The following is a 20,667-nucleotide window of genomic DNA, read 5'->3' as shown; positions in this document are numbered from 1 at the left end:
CGGTGGCGTCACTCGGCATCCGCCTGCCGGGCCGGGTGGGCGGCCATGAAGGCGGGATGGGTCGCCGCCAGCGCCTCCACCCGCAGGATGCGGGGAAAGGCCGCCAGCGGAACGTTGAAGCGGCGGGCGGAATAGATCTGCGGGATCAGATAGAGGTCGGCAAGGCCGGGCTCATGGCCGAAGCAATAGCCCTCGGCGCCGATCAGCTGCTCCACGGCGGCAAATCCATCCGTGATCCAGCGGGCGATCCAGGCGGAGACGGCGGCCTCGTCCTGCTGCATCTCCCGCCGCAGCATGGTGAGTGGCGACACATTGTTGAGGGGGTGGATGTCGCAGCCGATGAGCGCCGCCACCGCGCGCACCTTCGCCCGCGCCACCGCCGAGGCCGGCAGCAGGGGCGGGGCCGGATAGGCCTCCTCCAGATATTCGAGGATGGCCGGGGACTGGGTGAGCACGGTGCCGTCGTCCAGCACCAGGGTGGGCAGGCGCTGCTGCGGGTTGAGGGCGGCATAGGCGGCGGCGTGCTGCTCGCCGCCGCCTCGCACCAGATGCACCGGCAGCTGTTCCACAGCGATGCCTTTCAGGGCGAGGGCGATGCGCACCCGGTAGGCCGAGGTGGAGCGCCAGTAAGTGTAGAGCCGCACAGCGCTCACCCGAGCGCCGGCAGGATGGTGCCGCGGCAGGCGCCGAAGCCTATGGAGACGAAGCCCTCGCGCGTGGCGCGCCCGGTGAGGATCACCGTGTCGCCATCCTCCAGAAAGCGCCGCTCTTCGCCCGAGGCGAGGGTGAGGGGCGCCTTGCCGCCCTGGGACAGTTCCAAAAGGCTGCCGTAGCTGTCCGGCGTGGGGCCGGAGATGGTGCCGGTGCCGAGCAGGTCGCCGGGCGCAAGATTGCAGCCGCCCGAGGTGTGGTGCGCCACCAACTGGGCGAAGGTCCAGTAGAGGTCACTTGAGGAGCCGCGGGACAGGCGATGGGGCGGCAGGCCCTTCGCCTTCAGCCCCGGCGTCTCGATGAGCACGTCCAGGGTGATGTCGAGGGCGCCTTGCGCCTGGTCGGCGGCGTCGAGCAGATAGGACAGGGGGGCGGGATCGCCCAGCGGCCGCGCCGGCTGGGGGATGCGGAAGGGGGCCAGCGCCTCCGGCGTCACCACCCAGGGCGACACGGTGGTGATGAAGTTCTTGGCGAGGAACGGGCCGAGCGGCTGGTATTCCCAGCCCTGGATGTCGCGGGCAGACCAGTCGTTGAGCAGGCAGAAGCCGGCAATGCGGTCGCCGGCGGCGTGGATGGAGATTGGCTCGCCGAGGGTGTTGCCCGGCCCGACGAAGATGCCCAGCTCCAGCTCGTAGTCGAGATTGCGGGAGGGGCCGAAGGTCGGCTCCGCCTCGTCGGCCCGCTTGCGCTGGCCGTTGGGCCGACGCACGTCGAAGCCCGAGGGCCGGATGGAGGAGGCCCGCCCGTGATAGCCGATGGGCACGTATTTGTAGTTGGGCAGCAGCGGGTTATCGGGCCGGAACAGCTTGCCCACATTGGTGGCGTGGGAGATGCCGGCGTAGAAATCCGTGTAGTCGGCGATGGCGGCGGGCAGGTGCAGCGTGCAGTCCGCCGCCCGATGCAGCAGCCGGGCGGCGTGGGGCTCCACGTCGGAGCGCTCCGCGCCATGGGCGTCCAGCAGCTGGACGAGGCGTGCACGCAGCGCGGCGCGCGGCGCCGTCCCGAGGGCGAAGAAGGCGTTGAGGGTCGACCCCGCCGCCGCCTGCGCCGCTGCCTTGGCGGTCCCCTCGAACAGGCCCAGCTCCAGCGCCACGGCGAGATCAAGGATGTCATCGCCGATGGCGACGCCCCCGCGGGGCTGCCCGCCGGGCGGGCTGAAGATGCCGAAGGGCAGGTTCTGGATGGGGAAATCGGAATGGCCGTTGGCTGAGGCCACCCAGCTGGTGCGGGCGGGATCGTGGGTTGCGTCGATCATGGGAGAGGTCCGGGCAAGGGAGCAAGGAGCGAGCAAGGAGGAAGGCCGGCGCCGGCATGCAGCGCCGGCGCGGACGCAAAGTCAGACGGGGAGGGCCAGCCTCACCACGCATCCTTGCGGGTGGGGTCGAAGCGCTTCTTCAGGCCAGCCCAGCAGTCCACATAATCGGCCTGGAGCTGCGGCACGCCGGTGGCATAGGCGGTGACGCGCTGGGCCACGCGGGTCTCGAACATGAAGGCCAGCGTATTCTCCAGCTTCACCGGCTTCAGCTCGCCGGTGGAGGCGTGCTCGAAGGCCTGCTCGTCCGGGCCGTGGGGCAGCATGAGGTTGTGCAGGGAGAAGCCGCCGGGCTCGAACCCCTCGGGCTTGGCGTCGTAGACGCCGAAGATGAGCCCCATGAATTCGGACATGATGTTGCGGTGATACCACGGCGGCCGGAACGTATTCTCCGCCACCATCCATCGCTCGGGGAAGATGACGAAGTCGATGTTCGCCGTGCCCGGCGTGCCCGAGGGCGAGGTGAGCACGGTGAATATGGACGGGTCCGGATGGTCGAACATCAGCGCGCCGACAGGCGAGAAGGTGCGCAGGTCATATTTGTAGGGCGCGTAATTGCCGTGCCAGGCCACCACGTCGAGGGGCGACTGGCCGATGTCGGTGACGAACAATTCGCCGCCCCACTTCACGAACAGCTGCGAGGGCACCTCCCTGTCCTCATAGGCGGCCACGGGGGTGAGGAAGTCGCGCGGGTTGGCAAGGCAGTTGGCGCCGATGGGGCCGCGGTCCGGCAGGGTGAAGGTGGCGCCGTAATTCTCGCAGACATAGGCGCGGGCCGGCCCGTCGATCAGCTCCACCTTGAAGATGACGCCGCGCGGGATCAGGCAGATCTCGCCGGGCGCGATGTCGATGACGCCGAACTCGGTGCGGAACCGCAAGGCGCCCTGCTGGGCAACCACCAGCAATTCGCCGTCCGCGTTGAAGAAGTACTCGTTCTCCATGGAGGCCGTGACGAAGGCCATGTGGGCCGCCATGCCGCTCTGGCCGTCGGCGTCCCCCGCCGTGGTCAGGGTGGCAAGGCCTGAGAGGAAGGTGCGCTTGTCCTGCGGCAGCGGGAGCGCGCTCCAGCGGTATTGGCCGAGCGTCAGCTCGCTCTCGTCGCGGGCCATGGGGGCGGTGCGCATCAGGCCCTTGTCCACGCGGCGGTAGCGCCCCGAATGCTTCACCGTGGGGCGGATGCGGTAGAGCCAGGAGCGCTCGTTCACCGCCTGCGGCGCGGTGAAGGGCGAGCCGGAAAGCTGCTCGGCATAAAGCCCGTAGTTGATCTTCTGCGGCGAGTTGCGGCCGATGGGCAAGGTGCCTTCCAGCGCCTCGGTCTCGAACGAATTGCCGAAGCCGGACATGTAGCCGGGCACGAGCGCGCTCTGGCGCAGCGGCGTGCCCTGAAGGCGGGGTTGGGGCAGACTGTTCATGGCGACCTCCAAAATTTGCGACCTCCAAAATTTGGTTGCGACCATGACAGTTGAAAATGTAACTAACAAGCCATGAGCACGCTCGACAGCACCCTCGACCTCGAACGCTTCCTTCCCTACCGGCTCAACCGCGTGGCCGCCGTCCTGTCGGAGCAGTTGCGGGAGGTCTATGGCCGCAAGTTCGGCCTCACCATTCCCGAATGGCGGGTGCTGGCGACGCTGGCCCAATTGCCCCGCAGCACGGCGCGGGAGGTGGGCCGGCATGCGCGCCTTCACAAGACCAAGGTGAGCCGGGCGGTGCAGGGGCTGGAGGAGCGGCGCTGGCTGTCGCGGGCGGAAAACCCGGCGGACCGCCGCGAGGAATTCCTGAGCCTTACCCCGTTGGGTATCACCACCTATCGCGCCATCGTGCCCGACATGAGCGCCTTCGAGGCCCGCCTGTGCGCGGCCCTGGGGCCGGACGACACCCAGGCGGTGCGCCATGCGCTGGACCGGCTGGAACAGGTGCTGGGATTGGATGGCACGCGGCCGCTGGACGGATCCAATGGCCCATGAGTTGGGCTTGCGGGCATGGACCAGCCCGCGCGGCGTCTGAGCGTCGGCCCCAGCCATGGACCAGCCCGCGCGGCGTCTGAGCGTCGGCCCCAGCCATGGACCAGCCCGCGCGGCGTCTGAGCGTCGGCCCCAGCCATGACCAGCCCGCGCGGCGTCTGATTGCGCCTCGTCCCGAGGCGCATCCACGAGCGGCAAGGGCGCGGACCCGTGTCCTAGACCTCCTTGCTGTCGGGGGCCGGGGGGCGGACCGGCCTCCGCCCGCTGCGCTTGGCCTCGTACATAGCCCGGTCCGCGGCCTGGAGCAGCGCGCGCGGGGTGCGACCCGCCTCCGGGTGGAGCGCGACGCCGACGCTGACGCTGATCTTCAGGTTGAGGTCGCCATCGGCGCCATACGGCGACCCCACATGGGCGATGATGCGCTCCACCACCGGCTCCACCTCCTCGGGCGTGCAGATCGATCCCAGGATGACCGCGAACTCGTCGCCCCCCAGCCGCGCCAGCGTATCGCCCGCGCGCAGGCAGCTCTTCAGCCGGCGGGCCACGTTCTGCAACAGTCCGTCGCCGGTGTCGTGGCCGTGGGTGTCGTTGATGGCCTTGAAGCCGTCGAGATCGAGATAGAGGACGGCGAACCCTTGCCCGCCTTCGACGGCGTCGGCGAGGCACCGCTCGAAGCGCCGGCGGTTCGGCAGCGCGGTGAGCACGTCGTGCTCGGCAAGGTGGGCGATCTGCTCCTGCGCCCGCACGCGCTCGGCAATCTCGCGCTGGAGCCTCAGATTGGCCTCGGCGAGCTGCTGCGTGCGCTCCTGCACCCGCCGCTCCAGCTCTTCGTTGGCGCGCCGCAGCTCGGCGGTGGCCATCTTGCGCTCGGTGATGTCGATGAACAGCGCCACCACCCCCACCTTGCGCGCCGGGCCGTCCTGGGTGGGATGCGACCACAGGGTCGAGGTGATCATGTTGAGCCAGACGCGCTGGCCGTCGCGGTGATATTCGATGTCGCGGTCGTGGCGGCTGTCGGCGTCGTAGACGGCGTCCAGCAAAGCCTGCGCGAAATCGTCATTGGCCGGATCGTCGAACAGCACGGTTGCGAACGGGTGCTCACCGGCACGTTCCAGCGACAGGCCGAGCATGCGTTCCGCCGCCGGATTGAAGGCTCGCACGTGGCCCCGGCGGTCGAGGGCGAGCGCCCCACCCTGCATGAATTCCAAGATTCGGGAGAAAACGATGTCGGGTTCAACCATGGTGCAACTCGGGCGGAGCCGCGCCGATATTGGCTATGTCACCGCCGGAAACACAAGGGTGGCAAATGGGAGCAGCCGCGCGCCAGCCCTCGCGGCCCCGCTGGTTGGGGTCACGTTGCGTCACATGTGCTCATATGGCGGCAGCCGCACCTCTTCGCGATGGATGGGCTGATCCCGTCTTCCGTAGCCTTCAGGATGTTCGCTGTTCCGCGTCGGGCGCGGCCTTTTCCTTCTCCTGGGTTTGGGACAGGGCGTCATAAAGCCAGCGGCGCAGGTCGCCGGCGAACATGGCGCCGGCCACGCGGGCGACCTCGCGGTGATCATGGATGAAGCTGAGGGTGGGGATGGAGCTGATGCGGAAATAGCTGGCCAGCTCCCGCTCGGCGTCGGTGTCCACCTTGGCGAAGCGGATATGGGGCTCGAACTCGGCTGCCAGCGCCTCGAACACCGGAGCCATGGTTTTGCATGGCCCGCACCAGTCGGCCCAGAAGTCGATCACCAGCGGCACGTCGCTCTGTCCGGTGTGGGCATCGAAGCGCGCAGCGGTCAGCGCCATGGGGCGGCCGGTGAAGAGCTGTCCCCCGCAGGCGGTGCAGCGCGCGGCCTGGGCATCCTCGCCGGAGGAAAGGGCGGTGAGGGCGTCGCAGGTGGGGCAGGCGATGGTGCGGCCGGGGCGGGGCGTGGACTGTGTCATGGTTCAGGCTCGGATTGTCTCGGGTGAGATCCCTGCCGTGCGTGGTGCAAGAACGGGACCGCGCGGATGGATCCGCATCGCCGGTGATGGCATGGCGGTTCATTGCACAGGCGGTCGCGCGTGCTGCTATGGTCGCACAAAATACCAATCCGGCGGGGAAAGCTCATGGGAACGGTCAACGGCACATGCCGGCATCTGCGCTGGCTTCTCCTCGCCCTCTGCGGGATTGGCGCTGCCGCCCCAGCACAGGCGCAAACGCCGGCGCAGGCCCGCGCTTCTCCCGCCTTCGCCGAGCCGGTGACCCTCGCCAGCAAGGATGGCGTGCTCGAGGTGCGGCTTACCGCCCATCAGGGCGCCGCCCGGCTCGACACCTCAGCCGCCCCGGTGAAGAACGCGCTGCTGTTCGGCTACACCCTAGTGCAGGGCACGGCCTCCGACGGCGTTGCCGCTGCCAGCGATGTCTATCCCGCCCCCACCTTGCAGGTGGCCCCGGGTGAGACCTTGATCATCCATCTGGAGAATGGCCTCAAGGACCTTACCGTCCGCGATTTCTACGACCCGAACTATGCCGCGCGGGGCGCCGCCGTGCCGCTCCATCCCGCGCCGCTTGCGGAATCGCCCATCAACCTGCACACCCACGGCCTGCACGTGAGTCCCAGGGGCAATTCGGACAATGTGTTGCTGCACATGCCGGCGGGCACCGCGAACACCTATGTCTACCGCATTCCCGCCGACCATCCGCAGGGCGCCTACTGGTATCACCCGCACCTGCACACGCTCACCGCCGCCCATGTCTATTTCGGCCTTGCGGGCCTGCTCACCATCGGGCGGGCGGACGGCAATTTGCCGGTGGTGACGCGGCAGGCCATCCCCATCCGCAACATGGCGCTGCAATATAATTTCGTGTTCGATCGGCAGGGGCCTGCGCCGCAGTTCAACAATGCCAACTGGCCGCAATTCGTCAGCACGCTGGAGCCGCCGGCCCCCGGCGCGCTCGCCGCCGGCACCTATCGCCCGGTGTTGGCGCCGGTGAACTTCACCAAGGCCAAGCCCGGCACGCAGTTCGCCACCGTGTGGTACGCCGGTCCGTTGTCCATCAACAACATGCGCGGGCGCTTCCAGTTCATCCCGAACAATCTGCAAAGCTTCACCGCCGCCGCCGGCAGCGCCGGCAACGTGCCCGCCGATCCGGCCCGGCCCGACCACCTGCGCGACGTGCAGTTCACCGTGAACGGGCAGTTCCAGCCGACGCTGCGCTCCAAGGCGGGGCAGACCGAGATCTGGGTGCTCTCCAACATCAGTGACATCGCCTATATGAACCTGCGCCTCACCGAGACAGCGACGGGTCGCCACCCGAAGATCGCCATCGTGGGGCAGGACGGCAATCCGAGCCCGGCGGTGCGCTATCCGACCGACGAGGACGGGACGCGCCTCCTCATCCCGCCGGCGTCGCGGTTCGCCATCGCCGTGACCATGCCGGAGACCGGCGACCTGGTGCTGGAGATGCCGCCGCTGGGCGGTGGCGCGCGGACGCAGAATGCGCCGGGCATCCTCTACACCGCCAACGGCACCGAGAACCCGCCGGCCGTGCTCGGCACCCTCAGCGTGGCGCCCGCGGCGGTGAGCTATTTCGACGGCTTCTTTTTCTTCCCCACCCAGGTGCTGGCGCGGGCGGTGCCGGACGGGGGCAAGGACGCTACGAAGGGCACCACGACGCCATTCCGGGAGGGCGAGCCTCTGAAGGCCGGCGCGCCGTTCGACGACCTCTCCAGGCTGACGCCGGACCTCACCCGCCGCATCCTCATCAATGGCGGCTTCCTTAATGACCTCGCCAGCACGGATGACCCGAAGACCTTCATCTACGCTTTCGACAGCGGGGCCTTCCCCAATGTCCCGCTGATCCAGCCGCGCCTCGGCTCGGTGGAGGAGTGGGCCTTCAGCAACGTCAACAACGACGAGCATCCCATCCATGTGCATGTGAACGACTTCCAGCTCGTCGCCATGTCCGACCCCACCGTGGATTTGACCCTCGGCCCGCTGATGCAGGGCCTCGACAACGTCAACGTGCCGGCGCCGAACCTCGGCCCGGAGGAGAGCGTGATCCAGCCCGGCACCCTCTCCATCCGCACCCGCTTCCTGGACTATGCCGGCCTGTTCGTCATGCACTGCCACCGCCTCAACCATGAGGACAACGGCTTGATGGCGCTGGTGAACATCATTCCCGCCGTCTCCACCTACGCGGTCGCCATTCCCGGCGGGCCGGGGCGGGCGGCCAGCGTCCGCGTGTTCGACAACAATGGTGATCGCCTGGTCGCGACCGTGACGCCCTTCCCCGGCTTCGAGGGCACGGTAAGCGTCGCCATGGGCGACGTGGATGGCGACGGCGTCTACGACCTCGTGGTGGGCGCGGGCGCCGGCCGCGCGCCGGAGGTAGCCGTCTTCGCCGGCGCGGCGGGCAAGGGTACGGCAGGGCAGGGTGGGGCAGGGCAGGGTGCGGCGCCCTTCACCAGGGAACTGGCGCGGTTCCGGGCGTTCGATGCGGGTGCCACGGGCGGCGTCAGCGTCGCTGTGGCCCAGATCGACGGCACTGCGGCGGACAATATCATCGCCGGCTCGGGGCCGGGTGTGCGCAGCGAAGTGAAGGTGTTCCGCTCCACCCTGCTGCCGCTGGGCTGGGCGCCGGCGCTGTTCTCCTCCTTCAGCCCCTATGGCGAGGACCGCTCCGGCGTCACCCTCGGCACCGGCTTCGTGGATTTCGCCACCGGCCGGCAGAGCATCGTGACCGCGCCCGGTCCCGGCGCGCCGGCGCGGGTGAAGGTGTTCGCCTTCCCGCTGTTGTCGCCCATCGGCGTCGGGACGCCGGTGGCCCTGTCGCCTCCCGCGCCGGCGACGCCGATCCCCGCCGCCCTCGCGCCCTTCGGCGATATCTGCCGGGGCAATGTGGACCGGTTCGAGCCGGTGACCACCGCCGAGTTTTCGCCCTTCGGCGACGACTACAAGGGCGGGGTTTCGCTCGCCACCGGCTGGCTGGCCGGGGTGCTCGGCGGCGCCGAGCGGATCGTGGTGGGCCAGCTCGACGGCGGGACAGTGAAGGTGTTTTCCAGCGGCTCGGCGCTGGATGGCGGGCCGGTCATGTATCTCCACAGCGCCGCCGCGCATCCCGCCGTCACCTTTGGCGAGATGGCCTCGCTCCAGCCGTTCGGGGCCGCAGGGCGCGGCCTGAGCGTCGCCACCACAAGCACCACCGAAGGCGCGGACCTCCTCGTCAGCGCGCCGGCGGACGGCGGACGCCCGGCCAAGGTGGTCCGCTTCCACATGGTGCGGCCGGGCCCGTCGGCGAAACAGCTGGAAGCCCGCCGGGTGGGTGAGGCCGAGGTGGCGAGCATGGGCCGCATCACGCTGGGTGGGGATTGAGGCGTGGCGAAAGGCTGAAGCTGCGACTGGGTGCGATGGGAACCCTCTCCCGCTTGCGGGGGAGGGCAGGGTGGGGGCAAGGGTGGCTTTCACCCACGCCAGCCGGTCCCTTTTGGCGGAGGCTAGCCCCCTCCCCAACCCTCCCCCGCGAGCGGGAGAGGGGGCACGGCGGCACTCACCCCGCACGCAGGCAGGGAGCAAAGGCAGCGCTCGCCTCGCCATCGGGCGAGCAAGTCAGGCACTTCGCCGAACGCACCGCTTCAGCCCCCCTTGAGCACGCGATGCATGGTGTCCACGCGGCGCAGCTCGGCCGTTCCGGCGGTCCAGCCGATGGCAGCGCGGTAGCTGCCGAGCGTGCCGGCCGCCACCAGATCGTCCTCGCTGATGCCCTGCCAGCCGCCGGCTTTCGGCGACACGTAGAGCGCGTCCTCCGGGCAATACAGCTCGCACATGAAGCAGGTCTGGCAGTCGTCCGGCCTCGCGATCACCGGCGGGGCGCCGGGCGTCTTGTCGAACACGTTGGTGGGGCAGGCGCTGACGCAGATGTTGCAGGCGGTGCAGCGGGACGGGCTGACGATCTCGATCATGCGGCGATCTCCGCGCCATTGGTCGCCAGCGCCGGTGCCGGCCGGCGGGAGACGAACACCGCGTCGAGCCCGCCCGATGTGAGGTAATGCCGCTGGGCCGGGTCCGCTCCCGCATGCTCCATGCGGCGGTGCATGCCCCGGCTTTCGGTGCGGGCGAGGGCGCTTCGGTACATCCAGCGGGCCACCGCCGTCATGGCCGCCGCCTCGCGGGTGCGCAGCACGCCGTCGCGGTCGGCGGCAGCGGCGGCGCGCAGGCCCTCCCACTGCCGGTCCAGCCGGTCGAGGGCAGCGCCGAGCCCGGCCTCGGTGCGGAAATAATTGCGCTCGAAGGGGTGGACCTCGGCGAGCACGGTGCGGGCCGCCTCCGCGGGGTCGAAGGGGCGGGCGCCGGCATCCCGCAGCCCCACGGTGCCGGCGCCCTGCCGCGCTGCGCCTGTGTGCGCGCGGCGGCCATGGTCTGCGGCCGCCCGACCGGCCCAGCGGCCGGAGGAGATGGCCCAGGCGGCATTGTGGCTGCCGCCGCCGGTGAAGCCACCGCAGATCAGTTCGCGCGTCGCGGCGTCCCCGGCGGCATAAAGGCCGGGCACGCCGGTGGCGCAGGTCTCGTCCACGATCCGCAATCCGCCGGTGCCGCGCACCGTGCCCTCCAGATGCAGGGTGACCGGGAAACGCTGGGTGAAGGGATCGATGCCCATGCGATCGAAGGGCAGGAAGAAATTCGGCTGGGCCGAGCGCATGCTCTGCCGCATGGCATCATCGGCGCGGTCGAGCCGGGCGAACACCGGCCCGGTCTGAAGGTGCCGCGCGATCACCGAGCGCCCGCCGTTGGAGGCGGCGCCGGGAATTTCGTCGCCGCCCGCATCGGTAAAGGTGGCCCACTTGTAGAACAGCGTCTTGGTGACCGAGGAAAAGGCTGCGGCGATGGCATAGGCATTGGAGAATTCCATGCCCGAGAAGTCCGCCCCCGCTTCCGCCGCCATGAGATGGCCGTCGCCGGTGAGGGCGGTGCAGCCCAGCGCGCGGGAGAGGAAGGCGCAGCCGCCGGTGGCGATCACCACCGCGCCGGCATGTACGCGCCAGGCATCGCCCTGCTGGCGGCGGATGCCCCGCGCCCCGGCCACCGCGCCGCCGCCATCCACCAGAAGCTCCAGCGCCGGGCTGTGATCGAGGATGCGCACGCCCGCTCCCTTCACCAGCTTGCGCATGAGGCGCATGTATTCCGGCCCCTGGAGGGACACCCGGATGGGCGCACCGGCCTCGTCCAGCGGGAAGGGATAGCCGCGCTCGCCCAGATGGTTGAGGCCGTCATATGTGGCATCCAGCACCCGTGCCGACCACGCCCGGTCGGCGAGATGGCCGCCCAGCGCCTCGCGGCTGACGATGGCGGCGTGCCGGCGTTCCGGGTCGGGCGGCACGTACCAGACCGAAGTGCCGGAGGGCGCGGTCGCCCCGGACGTGCCGCAGAAGCCCTTGTCCGCAAGGATGACGCGGGCGCCGGATTTCGCCGCTTCAAGGGCCGCCCAGGTGCCCGCCGGCCCGCCGCCGAGCACGAGGACATCGCAATCCAGATGGCTTTCCGACGACGGGGAAGAGGCTGAGCCCATGCCGCAACTCGCTTGGCAAAGAGGGGTGGAAACGAGGGTGTGAAACAACCGGGTTTTAATGTTCATTTAATTTATAGACTAACTTGAAATTATCAATCTAAATATTCCCGCCGCGGCTGTGGCGCCCGTCGAATGCACGGCGGCCCCGCCCGCCCCCCGATCCGGGGAAAGGCCATCAGGTCATCACGAGGAGGTTGCCATGAGCGCATCGGTCACCAGCCTGCCCACCCTTCCCGAGAGCGACGTGGTTCCGCTCTCCGGCCGCATCGGGGTCGAGATCCGCAACGTGCGGCTCGCCGGCGATCTGCCGCAGCCACTGTTTGACGAGATCCAGCGCCTGCTGCTGAAGCACAAGGTGCTGTTCTTCCGCGACCAGGAGAATCTCGACGACGCAGCGCAGGAGGCGTTCGGCGCACGGTTTGGCGGGCTGGTTCCCCATCCCACCATCGGCGCCCTTTCCGGCACCAGTTCGGTGCTGGAGCTGGACACCCGCCGCAGCGGCGAGCGCGACAGCGGGCAGGGCGCCGGCCGCGCCGACCAGTGGCATACGGATGTGACCTTCGTGGACGCCTATCCCAAGATCTCGGTGCTGCGCGGCGTGCTAATTCCCGCCGCCGGCGGCGACACGGTGTGGTCGAACACCGCCACGGCCTACGCGTATCTGCCCGAGCCGCTGCGCCAGCTCGCCGACAGCCTGTGGGCGCTGCACACCAACGCCTACGATTATGCCGCCGTGCGCCCCCACGCCACCGACGACGACCGCCGGCAGTTCGACCGCAACTTCACCCGCACCGTGTTCGAGACCGAGCATCCCGTGGTGCGCGTGCACCCGCAGACCGGGGAGCGCACTTTGGTGCTGGGCAATTTCGTGCAGCGCTTCATCGGCCTCAACAAGGGCGACAGCCAGAAGCTCTACGACCTGTTCCAGAGCCACATCACCGCGCCGGAGAACACCGTCCGCTGGCGCTGGCGGCAGGGCGACGTAGCGGTTTGGGACAATCGCGCCACCCAGCATTACGCCGTCAACGACTACGGCGACCAGCACCGCATCGTGCGCCGCGTGACCGTGGACGGGGAGGTGCCGGTGAGCGTGGACGGCCGTTCGAGCGTGCTGCGCTCCCGCCACGACAAGGCCGAGGTCGGCCGCGCCGCCTGAGCCTGCCCGCCCGACGCGGCCGGGACCTGTCCCGGCCGCCCCGCCCGAATGCCCCGCCCGCCTGCCGACGAGGTTCCCATGTCGCGCCCCATTCTTCGTCTTCTGCGTCCTCTGCTGCGCCCGCTGGCGGGTGCCGCCGCGCTCGTCGCCCTGTGGGCGGGAGCCGCCTCCGCCGAGACCGTGATCCGTTTCGGCCATCCCGGCGTCGGCGCCGAGCAGCGGGCCTTCTCCCACGGCGATCCCACCACCTATGCGCGGGCACGCGAGCTGATCGAGAAGGAGTTCGCCAACGACAAGGACGTGAAGATCGAATGGACCTTCTTCCGTGGCGCCGGGCCGGCGCTGAATGAATCGGTGGCCTCCGGCCAGCTGGATTTCTTCCTGCTCGGCGACCTGCCGGCCATCGTCGGCCGGGCGCGGGGGCTGAAGCACAAATTCATCTTCGCCACCCAGCGCAACAATCCCATCTTCCTCGCGGTGCCGGCCAACAGCGACATCGCCAAGGTGGAGGACGTGAAAGGCCGCAAGGTCGCCCTGTTCAAGGGCACCAATTTGCAGAATGCCACCGACCGCATCCTGGCGCTGCACGGCCTCTCCGAGAAGGACGTGCGCTTCATCAATCTCGATGCCAACGCCGCCGTGGCGGCCCTGAGCTCCGGCAATGTGGATGCGGTGTTCGGCGGGCAGGAATATCTGCCGCTGGCGGCGCGGGGCGTGGTCAAGATCGTCTACACCACCAAGAATGACGATCCGACGCTGGGGCGCAACTCCTCCTACTTCGTCACCGAGAAGTTCGCCGCTGAGCATCCCGAGCTGACCCAGCGCGTGGTCACCACCTTCATCAAGGCGGCGCGCTTCATCTCGCTGGACGAGAACCGCGAGGAGGCGTTCGAGGCCTGGGCGCTCTCCGGCCTGCCCAAGGAAACGTTCGCCACCAATTTCGAGGGCGTGCGGCTCTCCCACATCGTCAATCCGCTGATCGATGACTATGTGGTCGCCCGCTACAAGGAACAGGCCGCCGCCGCCAAGGACTACGGCCTGCTGAAGGGTGATCCGGACATCGATCACTGGTTCGACCGCACCTATCTCGACAAGGCGCTGAAGGACCTGGCCCTGGAGGACTTCTGGTCCACCCATGACGCCAAGGGCAAGATCGTGACCCGCGGCCGGATCGACCAGAAAGCCTCCAATTGAACCTTGCAACTGAATCTTGAAGGTCCTTCCAGGGCCGGTGCGCGCAGGACGCTCCCGGCCCTGGTCACGCCATCACCGGTGGAGCGACATGAGCCTCACACAGACCCTCGACACCCGGTCCGCCCGCCCCGAGGCCGCCCAAGTGGCCTCCCTCGCGGTCCCCGCCCATCGCCGCCGGCCACGCGCGATTCCGGCCGCCGTGCTCGGCCTCGGCTTTCCCACGGTCCTGGTGGTCGTGTGGTGGGCGGCGGCGCGGGCCGGCCTGCTGCCGGAACAGATCCTGCCGGCGCCGCAGGCGATCCTGGAAACCTTCCTCGGCCTCGTGGGCGACGGCACCCTCGCCACCCATCTGAAGGTGTCCACCGAGCGGGTGCTCATCGGCTTCGGCATCGGGGCCGTGGGCGGGCTCGCCTTCGGGGCGGCGGCGGGCCTGTCGCCCACCTTCCGCGCCTTCTTCTATCCGCCGGTGCAGGCGGTGGCGCGGGTGAACGTGCTGGCCTGGATGCCGCTGCTCACTTTGTTCATGGGCATCGATGAGCCGTTGAAATATGTGGTCATCGCCTGGTCGGCGGCCATCCCCGTCATCCTCGGCACGGCGCGGGGCATCGAGGCGGTCTCGCCGGCCTTCCGGGAGCTGGGGCAGGCGCTGCAGTTCGACACCCGCGACACGCTGCGCCTCATCGTGCTGCCGGGGGCGGTGCCCTCACTCTTCGCCGGGCTGCGCGAGGGCCTCGCCAATGCCTGGCAGACTTTGGTGCTGGCCGAGCTGTTCGCCTCCTTCGAGGGCCTCGGCTACCTGATGACATGGGGCCGCCAGCTGTTCCAGCTCGACCTCGTCATCGTGGCCATGATCGTTGTGGCGATCGCGGGCCTTGCCATGGACCTGCTGCTGCGGGCCGTGGAGCGCCGGGCGCAGCCGTGGAAGAAGGGGACCGCCGATGTCCATTGACGCCCTTTCCGGCACCGCCCGAAGCACCGCCCGCGACGCCGCGCCCGCGGCCCCCTCGCGGCTTGCTACGGCCCTGCGCGGCACCGGTCATGCGCTGGGCCGGAGCCTCGACTGGCGGCCCTGGGCCTCGTTCGGCGCGCTGCTGCTGCTGTGGTTCGCCGCCCATCATTTCGGCTGGGTGGAGCGCAAATACCTGCCGTCCCCCCTCGACGTGGTCCATCGCCTCGTCGTGGAGGTGACCCAAGGCACCATCCTGTTCGATCTGAAGGAGACTTTGCGGCGCAATCTCGCCGGGCTGGTCATCGGGGTGGCCGCCGGCCTTGCCCTCGGCGGCCTTCTGGGCCTGTCGGGCCGGCTCGGCAAGATCGTCGGCCCGACCGTGCTGGCCCAGCGGCAGACGGCGCTGTTCGCCTGGGTGCCGCTGCTGTCCATGTGGTTCGGCGGCGCCGACCCCGGCAAGATCGCCTTCATCGCCGTGGCGGCGTTCCAGCCCATGGTGGTGAATACTTGGCGGGGCATCAGCCTCGTGCCGGCCACCTATCGCGAATTGTCCGATGTGCTGCTGTTCAGCCGCTGGACCTATTTTCGCCTGGTGGCAGTGCCGAGCGCGCTGCCCATGATCTTCACCGGCCTGCACGGCGCGCTCATCTATGCGTGGCTCGCCACCGTTGGCTCCGAACTCTTCCTCAACATCGCCCCCGGTCTCGGCGGGCGGCTCAACGAGGGCAGCCAATTGTTCGAGATCGACCTTTTATTCCTCGCCATCGCGCTGTTCGGCCTCGTTGGGCTCGCCTACAACACGCTGGCCGAGCGCGCCGAAGCCCTCCTCGTGCGGTGGCACGCCCGATGACCGCGCCCCTTGCTTCCGCTCCGGCGCTGGCCGCGCGCCATCCCGCCCTCGACATCCGCAATGTCAACAAGACCTTCCTGGTGCAGGGCCGGCCCATCGAGGCGCTCGCCGGCATCACCCTCACCGTGGAGGCCGGCGCCTTCGTGAGCGTGGTGGGCGCATCCGGCTGCGGCAAGTCCACCCTGCTGCGCCTGATCCTCGGCCTCGACCGGGACTATTCCGGCGAGATCCGCCTCGACGACCGGCTCGTGGACGGGCCGGGGGCCGACCGGGCCATCGTGTTCCAGGAGCACCGGCTGCTGCCGTGGCTCACGGTGGAGGCCAATGTGGGCGCGGCGCTGCTGCATTCCGGCCTCGACAAGCCGGCGCGGCGGCGCGCGGTAGCCGAGCATCTGGAATTGGTGGGGCTGGAGGCCTTCGCCAAGGCCTATCCGGCCCAGCTCTCCGGCGGCATGGCGCAGCGCGTCGCCATCGCCCGGGCGCTCGCCAACCGGCCGCGCTTCCTGCTGCTGGACGAGCCTTTGGGCGCGCTCGATGCGCTGACCCGGCTGCGATTGCAGGAGGAACTGAAGCGCATCGTGGCCAGCGAGGGGGCCACCGCCATCCTTGTCACCCACGATGTGGACGAGGCGGTGTATCTGGGCCATCGCATCGTGGTGCTGCATCCCCGGCCGGGGCGCATCGCGGCGGTGCTCAATGTGCCCGAGGTGGCCCGGCGCGACCGCTCCAGCCCGCAGTTCGTTGCCCTGCGCGACCAGGTGCTGGAGCTGCTCGGCGTGGTACACGCTCCGGCGGAGCGGGGAGTAGGCGCGGGAGCTGAAACAACGGCATGAGGCCCGCCACCGGAGCGGATCGGCGGGGAAAGCACTCCGCCTTCAAAATCAGGCCGGCGCCCGCGCCGGCTTCACCGGGCCCACGTCCACGAGGATCTCGTCACCCTCCACCCGCACGTCATAGGGGTGGAGCGCGTTGCGCACGAGGTGGGTCACGCACTTGCCGCTGGTGGCGTCGAATCCCCACACATGGATGGGGCAGGTGACGGTCTGCCCGTTGAAGGTGGCGTCGGTCAAAGGCATGTCGGCGTGGGGGCATCGCCCGCGATAGGCCTTCAGCTCGCCGCCCGTGGGCCACACCAGCAGCACGCTCTTGCGGCCGACCTGGAAGAGGCCCATGGCCCCCTCACTCACCGCACTCGTGGGACAGACAGAGGTGAACGCCATGGGGATCGCCTTCGCAGAAACGAACGTCTGACCGCCCACACGCAAGTTGTGGACCAGTGCGGGGCGCGCCATTCCGGGCGTCTGCCGGCCCCGCGAGTGTCGCAAAGCCGACAGGGCACACGCCCAGCCCGCCACCGGGATGCCTTCCTTCCTCCCGCGGTGCTAGGGATGGCGAAAGGCGCATGATCCGGAGGGCGAATGACCATGACGGGCAAGTCGGTGAGCTTGAGTTCCAGCGTGCTGTCGGCGGAGATTGCCCCCCTCGGCGCCGAACTGGTGCGGCTGCGCGACCGGGAGGGCCGCGACCTGCTATGGCATGGCGATCCGGCGTTCTGGGCGGGGCGCGCGCCGCTGCTGTTTCCCATCGTCGGCCGGCTGCCGGAGGACGAACTGCTCCACGACGGGCAGCGCTACGGCATGAAGCAGCACGGCTTTGCCCGGCGCAGCACGTTCGAAGTGGTGGAAGAAGAGCCGGCCCGCGCCGCGTTCCGGCTGCTGCCGAGCGCCGAGACCCGGGCCCAATATCCTTTCGCCTTCGCGCTGGACGTGGCCTATGTGCTCGACGGCGCCACCCTCACCATCACCGGCACGGTGCGCAATCCGGGATCGGACAGCTTGCCGGCGAGCTTCGGCTTCCACCCTGCCTTCCTGTGGCCGATGCCCTATGGCGGCAGCCGGGCCGACCACCGCCTGCTCTTCGAGACGCCGGAGAACGAGCCGGTACACCGGCCAGTGGAGGGCCTGCTTTCGGCTACCACCGAGCCCAATCCGGCGGCGAGCGGGATCATCGCGCCCGACGATGCCCTGTTCGAGCGCGACGCCGTGATCTTCCGGACCATCCGCTCGCAGCGCATCCGCTTCGGTGTGCCGGGCGCGCCGGGCCTTGAGATCGGCTTTCCGGGCATGCCGCAGCTCGGCCTGTGGTCGAAGCCGGGCGCGCCCTTCCTGTGCATCGAGCCATGGCACGGCTTCGCAACGCCGGAGAATGAGGTGCGGCCTTTCGTGGAGAAGCCAGGTCTCGCGCACATTCCGCCGGGCGGCGCGCAGACATTCGCCATGTCCATCAGCTGGCTGCCCGACACCGGCGGCTAGGCGACGTCAGCGAGACGCCATCCGCGCGATGCCTGGTCGTCTTGTTTCAACCCGCAGGTTGCGTGATCCGATCCCAGCAGGGACGAGAATTGCCATAGCGCCCGGCAGGACGGCCGACCGCGCGGGGGCGCAGGGGCGGGAGAGTGCGATAAATAGGGTATATGCTGATAATTGAGCGGGCCAAATATGGCAGCCCGGTTTTAGTGTGCAGCGGTATGGCGCGTGTCTGCGGGCGAGATATGGCCCGAGGCGATTTCAGGCTTTGGCTCATATAAATGACATTAGCTGCACCCGCACGGGTCGCGCCTGCCGTGGCGCGTCACCGTGTCGGGGGTTGCCGGATGCTCGTTTGCGGTCCATTATAGGGTATATGCCCGTATATGGGTGGGTCTGCCCGGTCCATGGATCGCGCAGCGCCGGGGCGGCCACGCCAGTGCGCGTGGCGATATCGTATCCGGAGAAGGAGAGCATCTTGAGCACGCCTGACATCATCCTCGCCGCGCCCGTGCGCACCGCCATCGGCGCTTACAACGGGGCGCTCAAGGGCATTCCGGCAACGGAACTGGGCGCCATCGCCGTGCGCGAGACGCTGCGCCGCGCCAACCTCGATCCGGCGGAGATCGGCACCGTGGTGATGGGCAACGTGGTGCAGGCCGGCAACCGCATGAACCCCGCCCGGCAGGCGTCCATCGGCGGCGGTCTGCCAGTGTCGGTGCCGGCCATGACTGTCAACCGGGTCTGCGGATCGGGAGCACAGGCCATCCTCACTGTGGCGCAGGAGATCGCGGTTGGCGCCGCCGACGTGGCGGTTGCGGGCGGCATGGAGAACATGGACCGCGCGCCCTATCTCCTCGACGGCGGCCGCTGGGGCTATCGCATGGGCCCGGCCCAGATCCTCGACAGCATGCTCACGGACGGGCTCAACGACGCGTTTTCCGGCGAGCATTCCGGCTGGCACACGGAAGACCTCGTCACCCGCATGCAGATCACAAGGGCCGATCAGGATGCCTTCGCCGTGCGCTCCCAGCAGCGCTTTGCCGCCGCGCAGAAGGCGGGCCACTTCGCCGGCGAGATCGTCGCGGTGGAGCTGAAGGGCAAGAAGGGACCGGAGACCTTCGCATCCGACGAGGCGCCGCGCCCGGATACGACGCTGGAAGGGCTCGCCAGGCTGAAGCCGGCCTTCCGCAAGGACGGCAGCATCACCGCCGGCAATGCGCCCGGCCTGAACAGCGCCGCCGCGGCGATGATCGTCGCTGACCGCGCGTTCGCCGAGGCCAAGGGCATCGCGCCGCTGGGCCGGATCGCTGGCTATGGCGTGGCGGCGGTGGAGCCCGGCCTGTTCGGCCTCGGCCCCGTGCCGGCGGTGCGCAAGGCGCTGGAGCGGGCGGGCTGGAGCCTGGGCGATATTGAGCGCATCGAGATCAACGAGGCCTTCGCCGCCGTGCCCATCGCGGTGGCACGCGAGCTGGGCCTGCCGGAGGACATCGTGAACGTGGAGGGCGGCGCCATCGCCCACGGCCATCCCATCGGTGCCACCGGCGCCATCCTCACCACACGGCTGCTCCACGCCATGAAGCGGGACGGCTTGCGCAAGGGCATCGTCACCCTCTGCATCGGCGGGGGACAGGGCATCGCCCTGGCCCTGGAGGCGCTCTGACACACGGGCGCAGACACAAGGGACGCAGACAGACGGGGCGCAGGGCTGGACTGCGCCCCTCCATCCCAGCCGCGAGACAGATCCCGCCCGGCACGACGACCGCCCGGCCCGAACGTCCGGGCGCGCTTAAGCCTTTGGACGGACTCAGCCGTTGCGGCGGGCGCCGCGCAGAGTGGGCAGGCCGATGCCGGCGGCGTCGAAGCCGCCATCCACCGCCAGCTCCTGGCCGGTAATGTAGCTGGCGCGGTCGCTGCACAGGAAGAAGATGGCTTCCGCCAGCTCCTGCTCCAGCCCGTAGCGATTGAGCGGGATGCTGTCGTGATAATCGGCGCGGATCTCGGGGGAGTGCACCGCCTTGGCCATGGCGGTCTCCACCGGTCCGGGGGCCACCGCATTGACGCGGATGCCGAGACTGGCGAGTTCCACCGCAAGCTGCTTGGTGAGATGCGCGAGGGCGGCCTTGCTGGTGCCGTAGGCGGTGCGCAGGGTCGAGGCCCGCAGGCCCGAGATGGAGGTGATGTTGACAATCGCCCCGCCACCCTGCTCGCGCATCAGCGGCGCGGCGGCCCGGGTGCAGATGAACGGGCCGCTGAGGTTCACGTCGAACACCCGGCTCCATTCCGCGTCTTCGATCTCCAGCAGCGGCTTGAATACCGCGACGCCGGCATTGTTGACCAGCGCGTCGAGCCGCCCGAACCGCGCGACCAGCGTGTCCATGGCAGCGGAGATGCCCTTGGCATCGGAAACGTCGCAGGTCAGGGCCAGGGTGCGGTCGGGCTGGTGAAGGCTCGCGACGGCGTCTTGAAGCAGCGGGCCCTGGATATCGAGCAGCGCCACCCGCCAGCCTTCGGCGAGGAATTTTTGCGCCACGGCGAGGCCGATGCCGCGCGCAGCGCCGGTGACGAGGGCGACCTTCTGATCTGTGGAGGACATGAGCGTTTCGATTCCCGGAATTTGGTTGGTCTTATCCCGGTGTGCTTCGAAACGAAATGCCCTTGTGCGCGGCGCGCTTGCGCCTTCCA

Annotated in this window: 18 protein-coding genes; 9 read left to right on the top strand and 9 right to left on the bottom strand. The window is 69.2% G+C overall.

The features are described 5' to 3' along the window. Nucleotides 1-8: 8 nt before the first annotated feature. From maiA to hmgA, 3 genes are all read right to left on the bottom strand, one after another. Complete coding sequence (maiA, locus tag FBQ73_RS10555) at nt 9-644, bottom strand: maleylacetoacetate isomerase (protein WP_138399687.1); 636 nt, start codon at nt 642-644, stop codon at nt 9-11. Nucleotides 645-649: 5 nt separating this feature from the next. Beyond that, a complete protein-coding gene (fahA, locus tag FBQ73_RS10550; protein WP_138399431.1) occupies nt 650-1,966 on the bottom strand; it encodes a fumarylacetoacetase in 1,317 nt (438 codons plus the stop codon). A gap of 101 nt (nt 1,967-2,067) precedes the next feature. Then, nucleotides 2,068-3,435 (bottom strand): homogentisate 1,2-dioxygenase, encoded by a 1,368-nt coding sequence (gene hmgA / locus FBQ73_RS10545; RefSeq protein ID WP_138399430.1) that lies wholly within the window; start codon nt 3,433-3,435, stop codon nt 2,068-2,070. Between the two features lie 72 nt (nt 3,436-3,507). Here hmgA and FBQ73_RS10540 point away from each other — a divergent pair, with 72 nt between their 5' ends. Then, complete coding sequence (locus tag FBQ73_RS10540; RefSeq protein WP_138399429.1) at nt 3,508-3,990, top strand: MarR family winged helix-turn-helix transcriptional regulator; 483 nt, start codon at nt 3,508-3,510, stop codon at nt 3,988-3,990. 212 nt (nt 3,991-4,202) lie between these two features. Here the strand turns inward: FBQ73_RS10540 and FBQ73_RS10535 are convergent, their stop codons facing one another. Together FBQ73_RS10535 and trxC are read right to left on the bottom strand one after the other, a co-directional pair. Beyond that, entirely contained in the window at nt 4,203-5,228 is a 1,026-nt protein-coding gene (locus FBQ73_RS10535) for a GGDEF domain-containing protein (protein WP_138399428.1), read from the bottom strand. 190 nt (nt 5,229-5,418) lie between these two features. Further along, nucleotides 5,419-5,922 (bottom strand): thioredoxin TrxC, encoded by a 504-nt coding sequence (trxC, locus tag FBQ73_RS10530; protein WP_138399427.1) that lies wholly within the window; start codon nt 5,920-5,922, stop codon nt 5,419-5,421. Between the two features lie 165 nt (nt 5,923-6,087). Here trxC and FBQ73_RS10525 point away from each other — a divergent pair, with 165 nt between their 5' ends. Continuing rightward, on the top strand, nt 6,088-9,336 hold the full coding sequence (locus FBQ73_RS10525; protein WP_138399426.1) for a multicopper oxidase domain-containing protein: 3,249 nt from the start codon (nt 6,088-6,090) through the stop codon (nt 9,334-9,336). A gap of 260 nt (nt 9,337-9,596) precedes the next feature. Here the strand turns inward: FBQ73_RS10525 and FBQ73_RS10520 are convergent, their stop codons facing one another. After that, nucleotides 9,597-9,923 carry a 4Fe-4S dicluster domain-containing protein gene (locus tag FBQ73_RS10520; protein WP_138399425.1) on the bottom strand — a complete coding sequence of 109 codons (327 nt, stop codon included), beginning with the start codon at nt 9,921-9,923 and terminating at the stop codon, nt 9,597-9,599. After that, nucleotides 9,920-11,527 (bottom strand): FAD-dependent oxidoreductase, encoded by a 1,608-nt coding sequence (locus FBQ73_RS10515; protein WP_138399424.1) that lies wholly within the window; start codon nt 11,525-11,527, stop codon nt 9,920-9,922. The genes FBQ73_RS10520 and FBQ73_RS10515 overlap by 4 nt, the downstream gene beginning before the upstream one ends. 199 nt (nt 11,528-11,726) lie before the next feature. On the opposite strand from FBQ73_RS10515, the gene FBQ73_RS10510 reads away from it, so the two are divergent. The 5 genes from FBQ73_RS10510 (at nt 11,727) to FBQ73_RS10490 (ending at nt 16,509) form a co-directional block, all read left to right on the top strand. Beyond that, nucleotides 11,727-12,683, top strand: coding sequence for a TauD/TfdA dioxygenase family protein (locus tag FBQ73_RS10510; RefSeq protein ID WP_138399423.1), 957 nt, complete (start codon nt 11,727-11,729; stop codon nt 12,681-12,683). 78 nt (nt 12,684-12,761) lie between these two features. Then, nucleotides 12,762-13,877 (top strand): ABC transporter substrate-binding protein, encoded by a 1,116-nt coding sequence (locus FBQ73_RS10505; protein ID WP_138399422.1) that lies wholly within the window; start codon nt 12,762-12,764, stop codon nt 13,875-13,877. Nucleotides 13,878-13,965: 88 nt separating this feature from the next. Then, nucleotides 13,966-14,826: an ABC transporter permease gene (locus FBQ73_RS10500; RefSeq protein ID WP_138399421.1), complete on the top strand. Its 861-nt coding sequence runs from the start codon at nt 13,966-13,968 to the stop codon at nt 14,824-14,826. Beyond that, nucleotides 14,816-15,676, top strand: coding sequence for an ABC transporter permease (locus FBQ73_RS10495; protein ID WP_138399420.1), 861 nt, complete (start codon nt 14,816-14,818; stop codon nt 15,674-15,676). The genes FBQ73_RS10500 and FBQ73_RS10495 overlap by 11 nt, the downstream gene beginning before the upstream one ends. After that, nucleotides 15,673-16,509 carry an ABC transporter ATP-binding protein gene (locus tag FBQ73_RS10490; protein ID WP_138399419.1) on the top strand — a complete coding sequence of 279 codons (837 nt, stop codon included), beginning with the start codon at nt 15,673-15,675 and terminating at the stop codon, nt 16,507-16,509. Before FBQ73_RS10495 ends, FBQ73_RS10490 begins: the two co-directional genes overlap by 4 nt. A gap of 48 nt (nt 16,510-16,557) precedes the next feature. Here the strand turns inward: FBQ73_RS10490 and FBQ73_RS10485 are convergent, their stop codons facing one another. Further along, nucleotides 16,558-16,896, bottom strand: coding sequence for a Rieske (2Fe-2S) protein (locus tag FBQ73_RS10485; RefSeq protein WP_138399418.1), 339 nt, complete (start codon nt 16,894-16,896; stop codon nt 16,558-16,560). 198 nt (nt 16,897-17,094) lie between these two features. Here FBQ73_RS10485 and FBQ73_RS10480 point away from each other — a divergent pair, with 198 nt between their 5' ends. Both FBQ73_RS10480 and FBQ73_RS10475 read left to right on the top strand, forming a co-directional pair. Next, a complete protein-coding gene (locus FBQ73_RS10480; protein WP_210236743.1) occupies nt 17,095-17,988 on the top strand; it encodes an aldose 1-epimerase family protein in 894 nt (297 codons plus the stop codon). A 472-nt stretch (nt 17,989-18,460) separates the two neighbouring features. Further along, nucleotides 18,461-19,645 carry a thiolase family protein gene (locus tag FBQ73_RS10475; RefSeq protein WP_138399417.1) on the top strand — a complete coding sequence of 395 codons (1,185 nt, stop codon included), beginning with the start codon at nt 18,461-18,463 and terminating at the stop codon, nt 19,643-19,645. Nucleotides 19,646-19,789: 144 nt separating this feature from the next. Here FBQ73_RS10475 and FBQ73_RS10470 read toward each other — a convergent pair whose 3' ends face one another. Next, a complete protein-coding gene (locus tag FBQ73_RS10470; protein ID WP_138399416.1) occupies nt 19,790-20,578 on the bottom strand; it encodes an SDR family NAD(P)-dependent oxidoreductase in 789 nt (262 codons plus the stop codon). Nucleotides 20,579-20,667: the final 89 nt, after the last annotated feature.

The sequence above is a fragment of the Xanthobacter autotrophicus genome (assembly GCF_005871085.1).
GTDB lineage: Bacteria > Pseudomonadota > Alphaproteobacteria > Rhizobiales > Xanthobacteraceae > Xanthobacter > Xanthobacter autotrophicus.
Note: the sequence above shows the minus strand (reverse complement) of the source record. Positions and strands in the feature narration are given on the sequence as shown.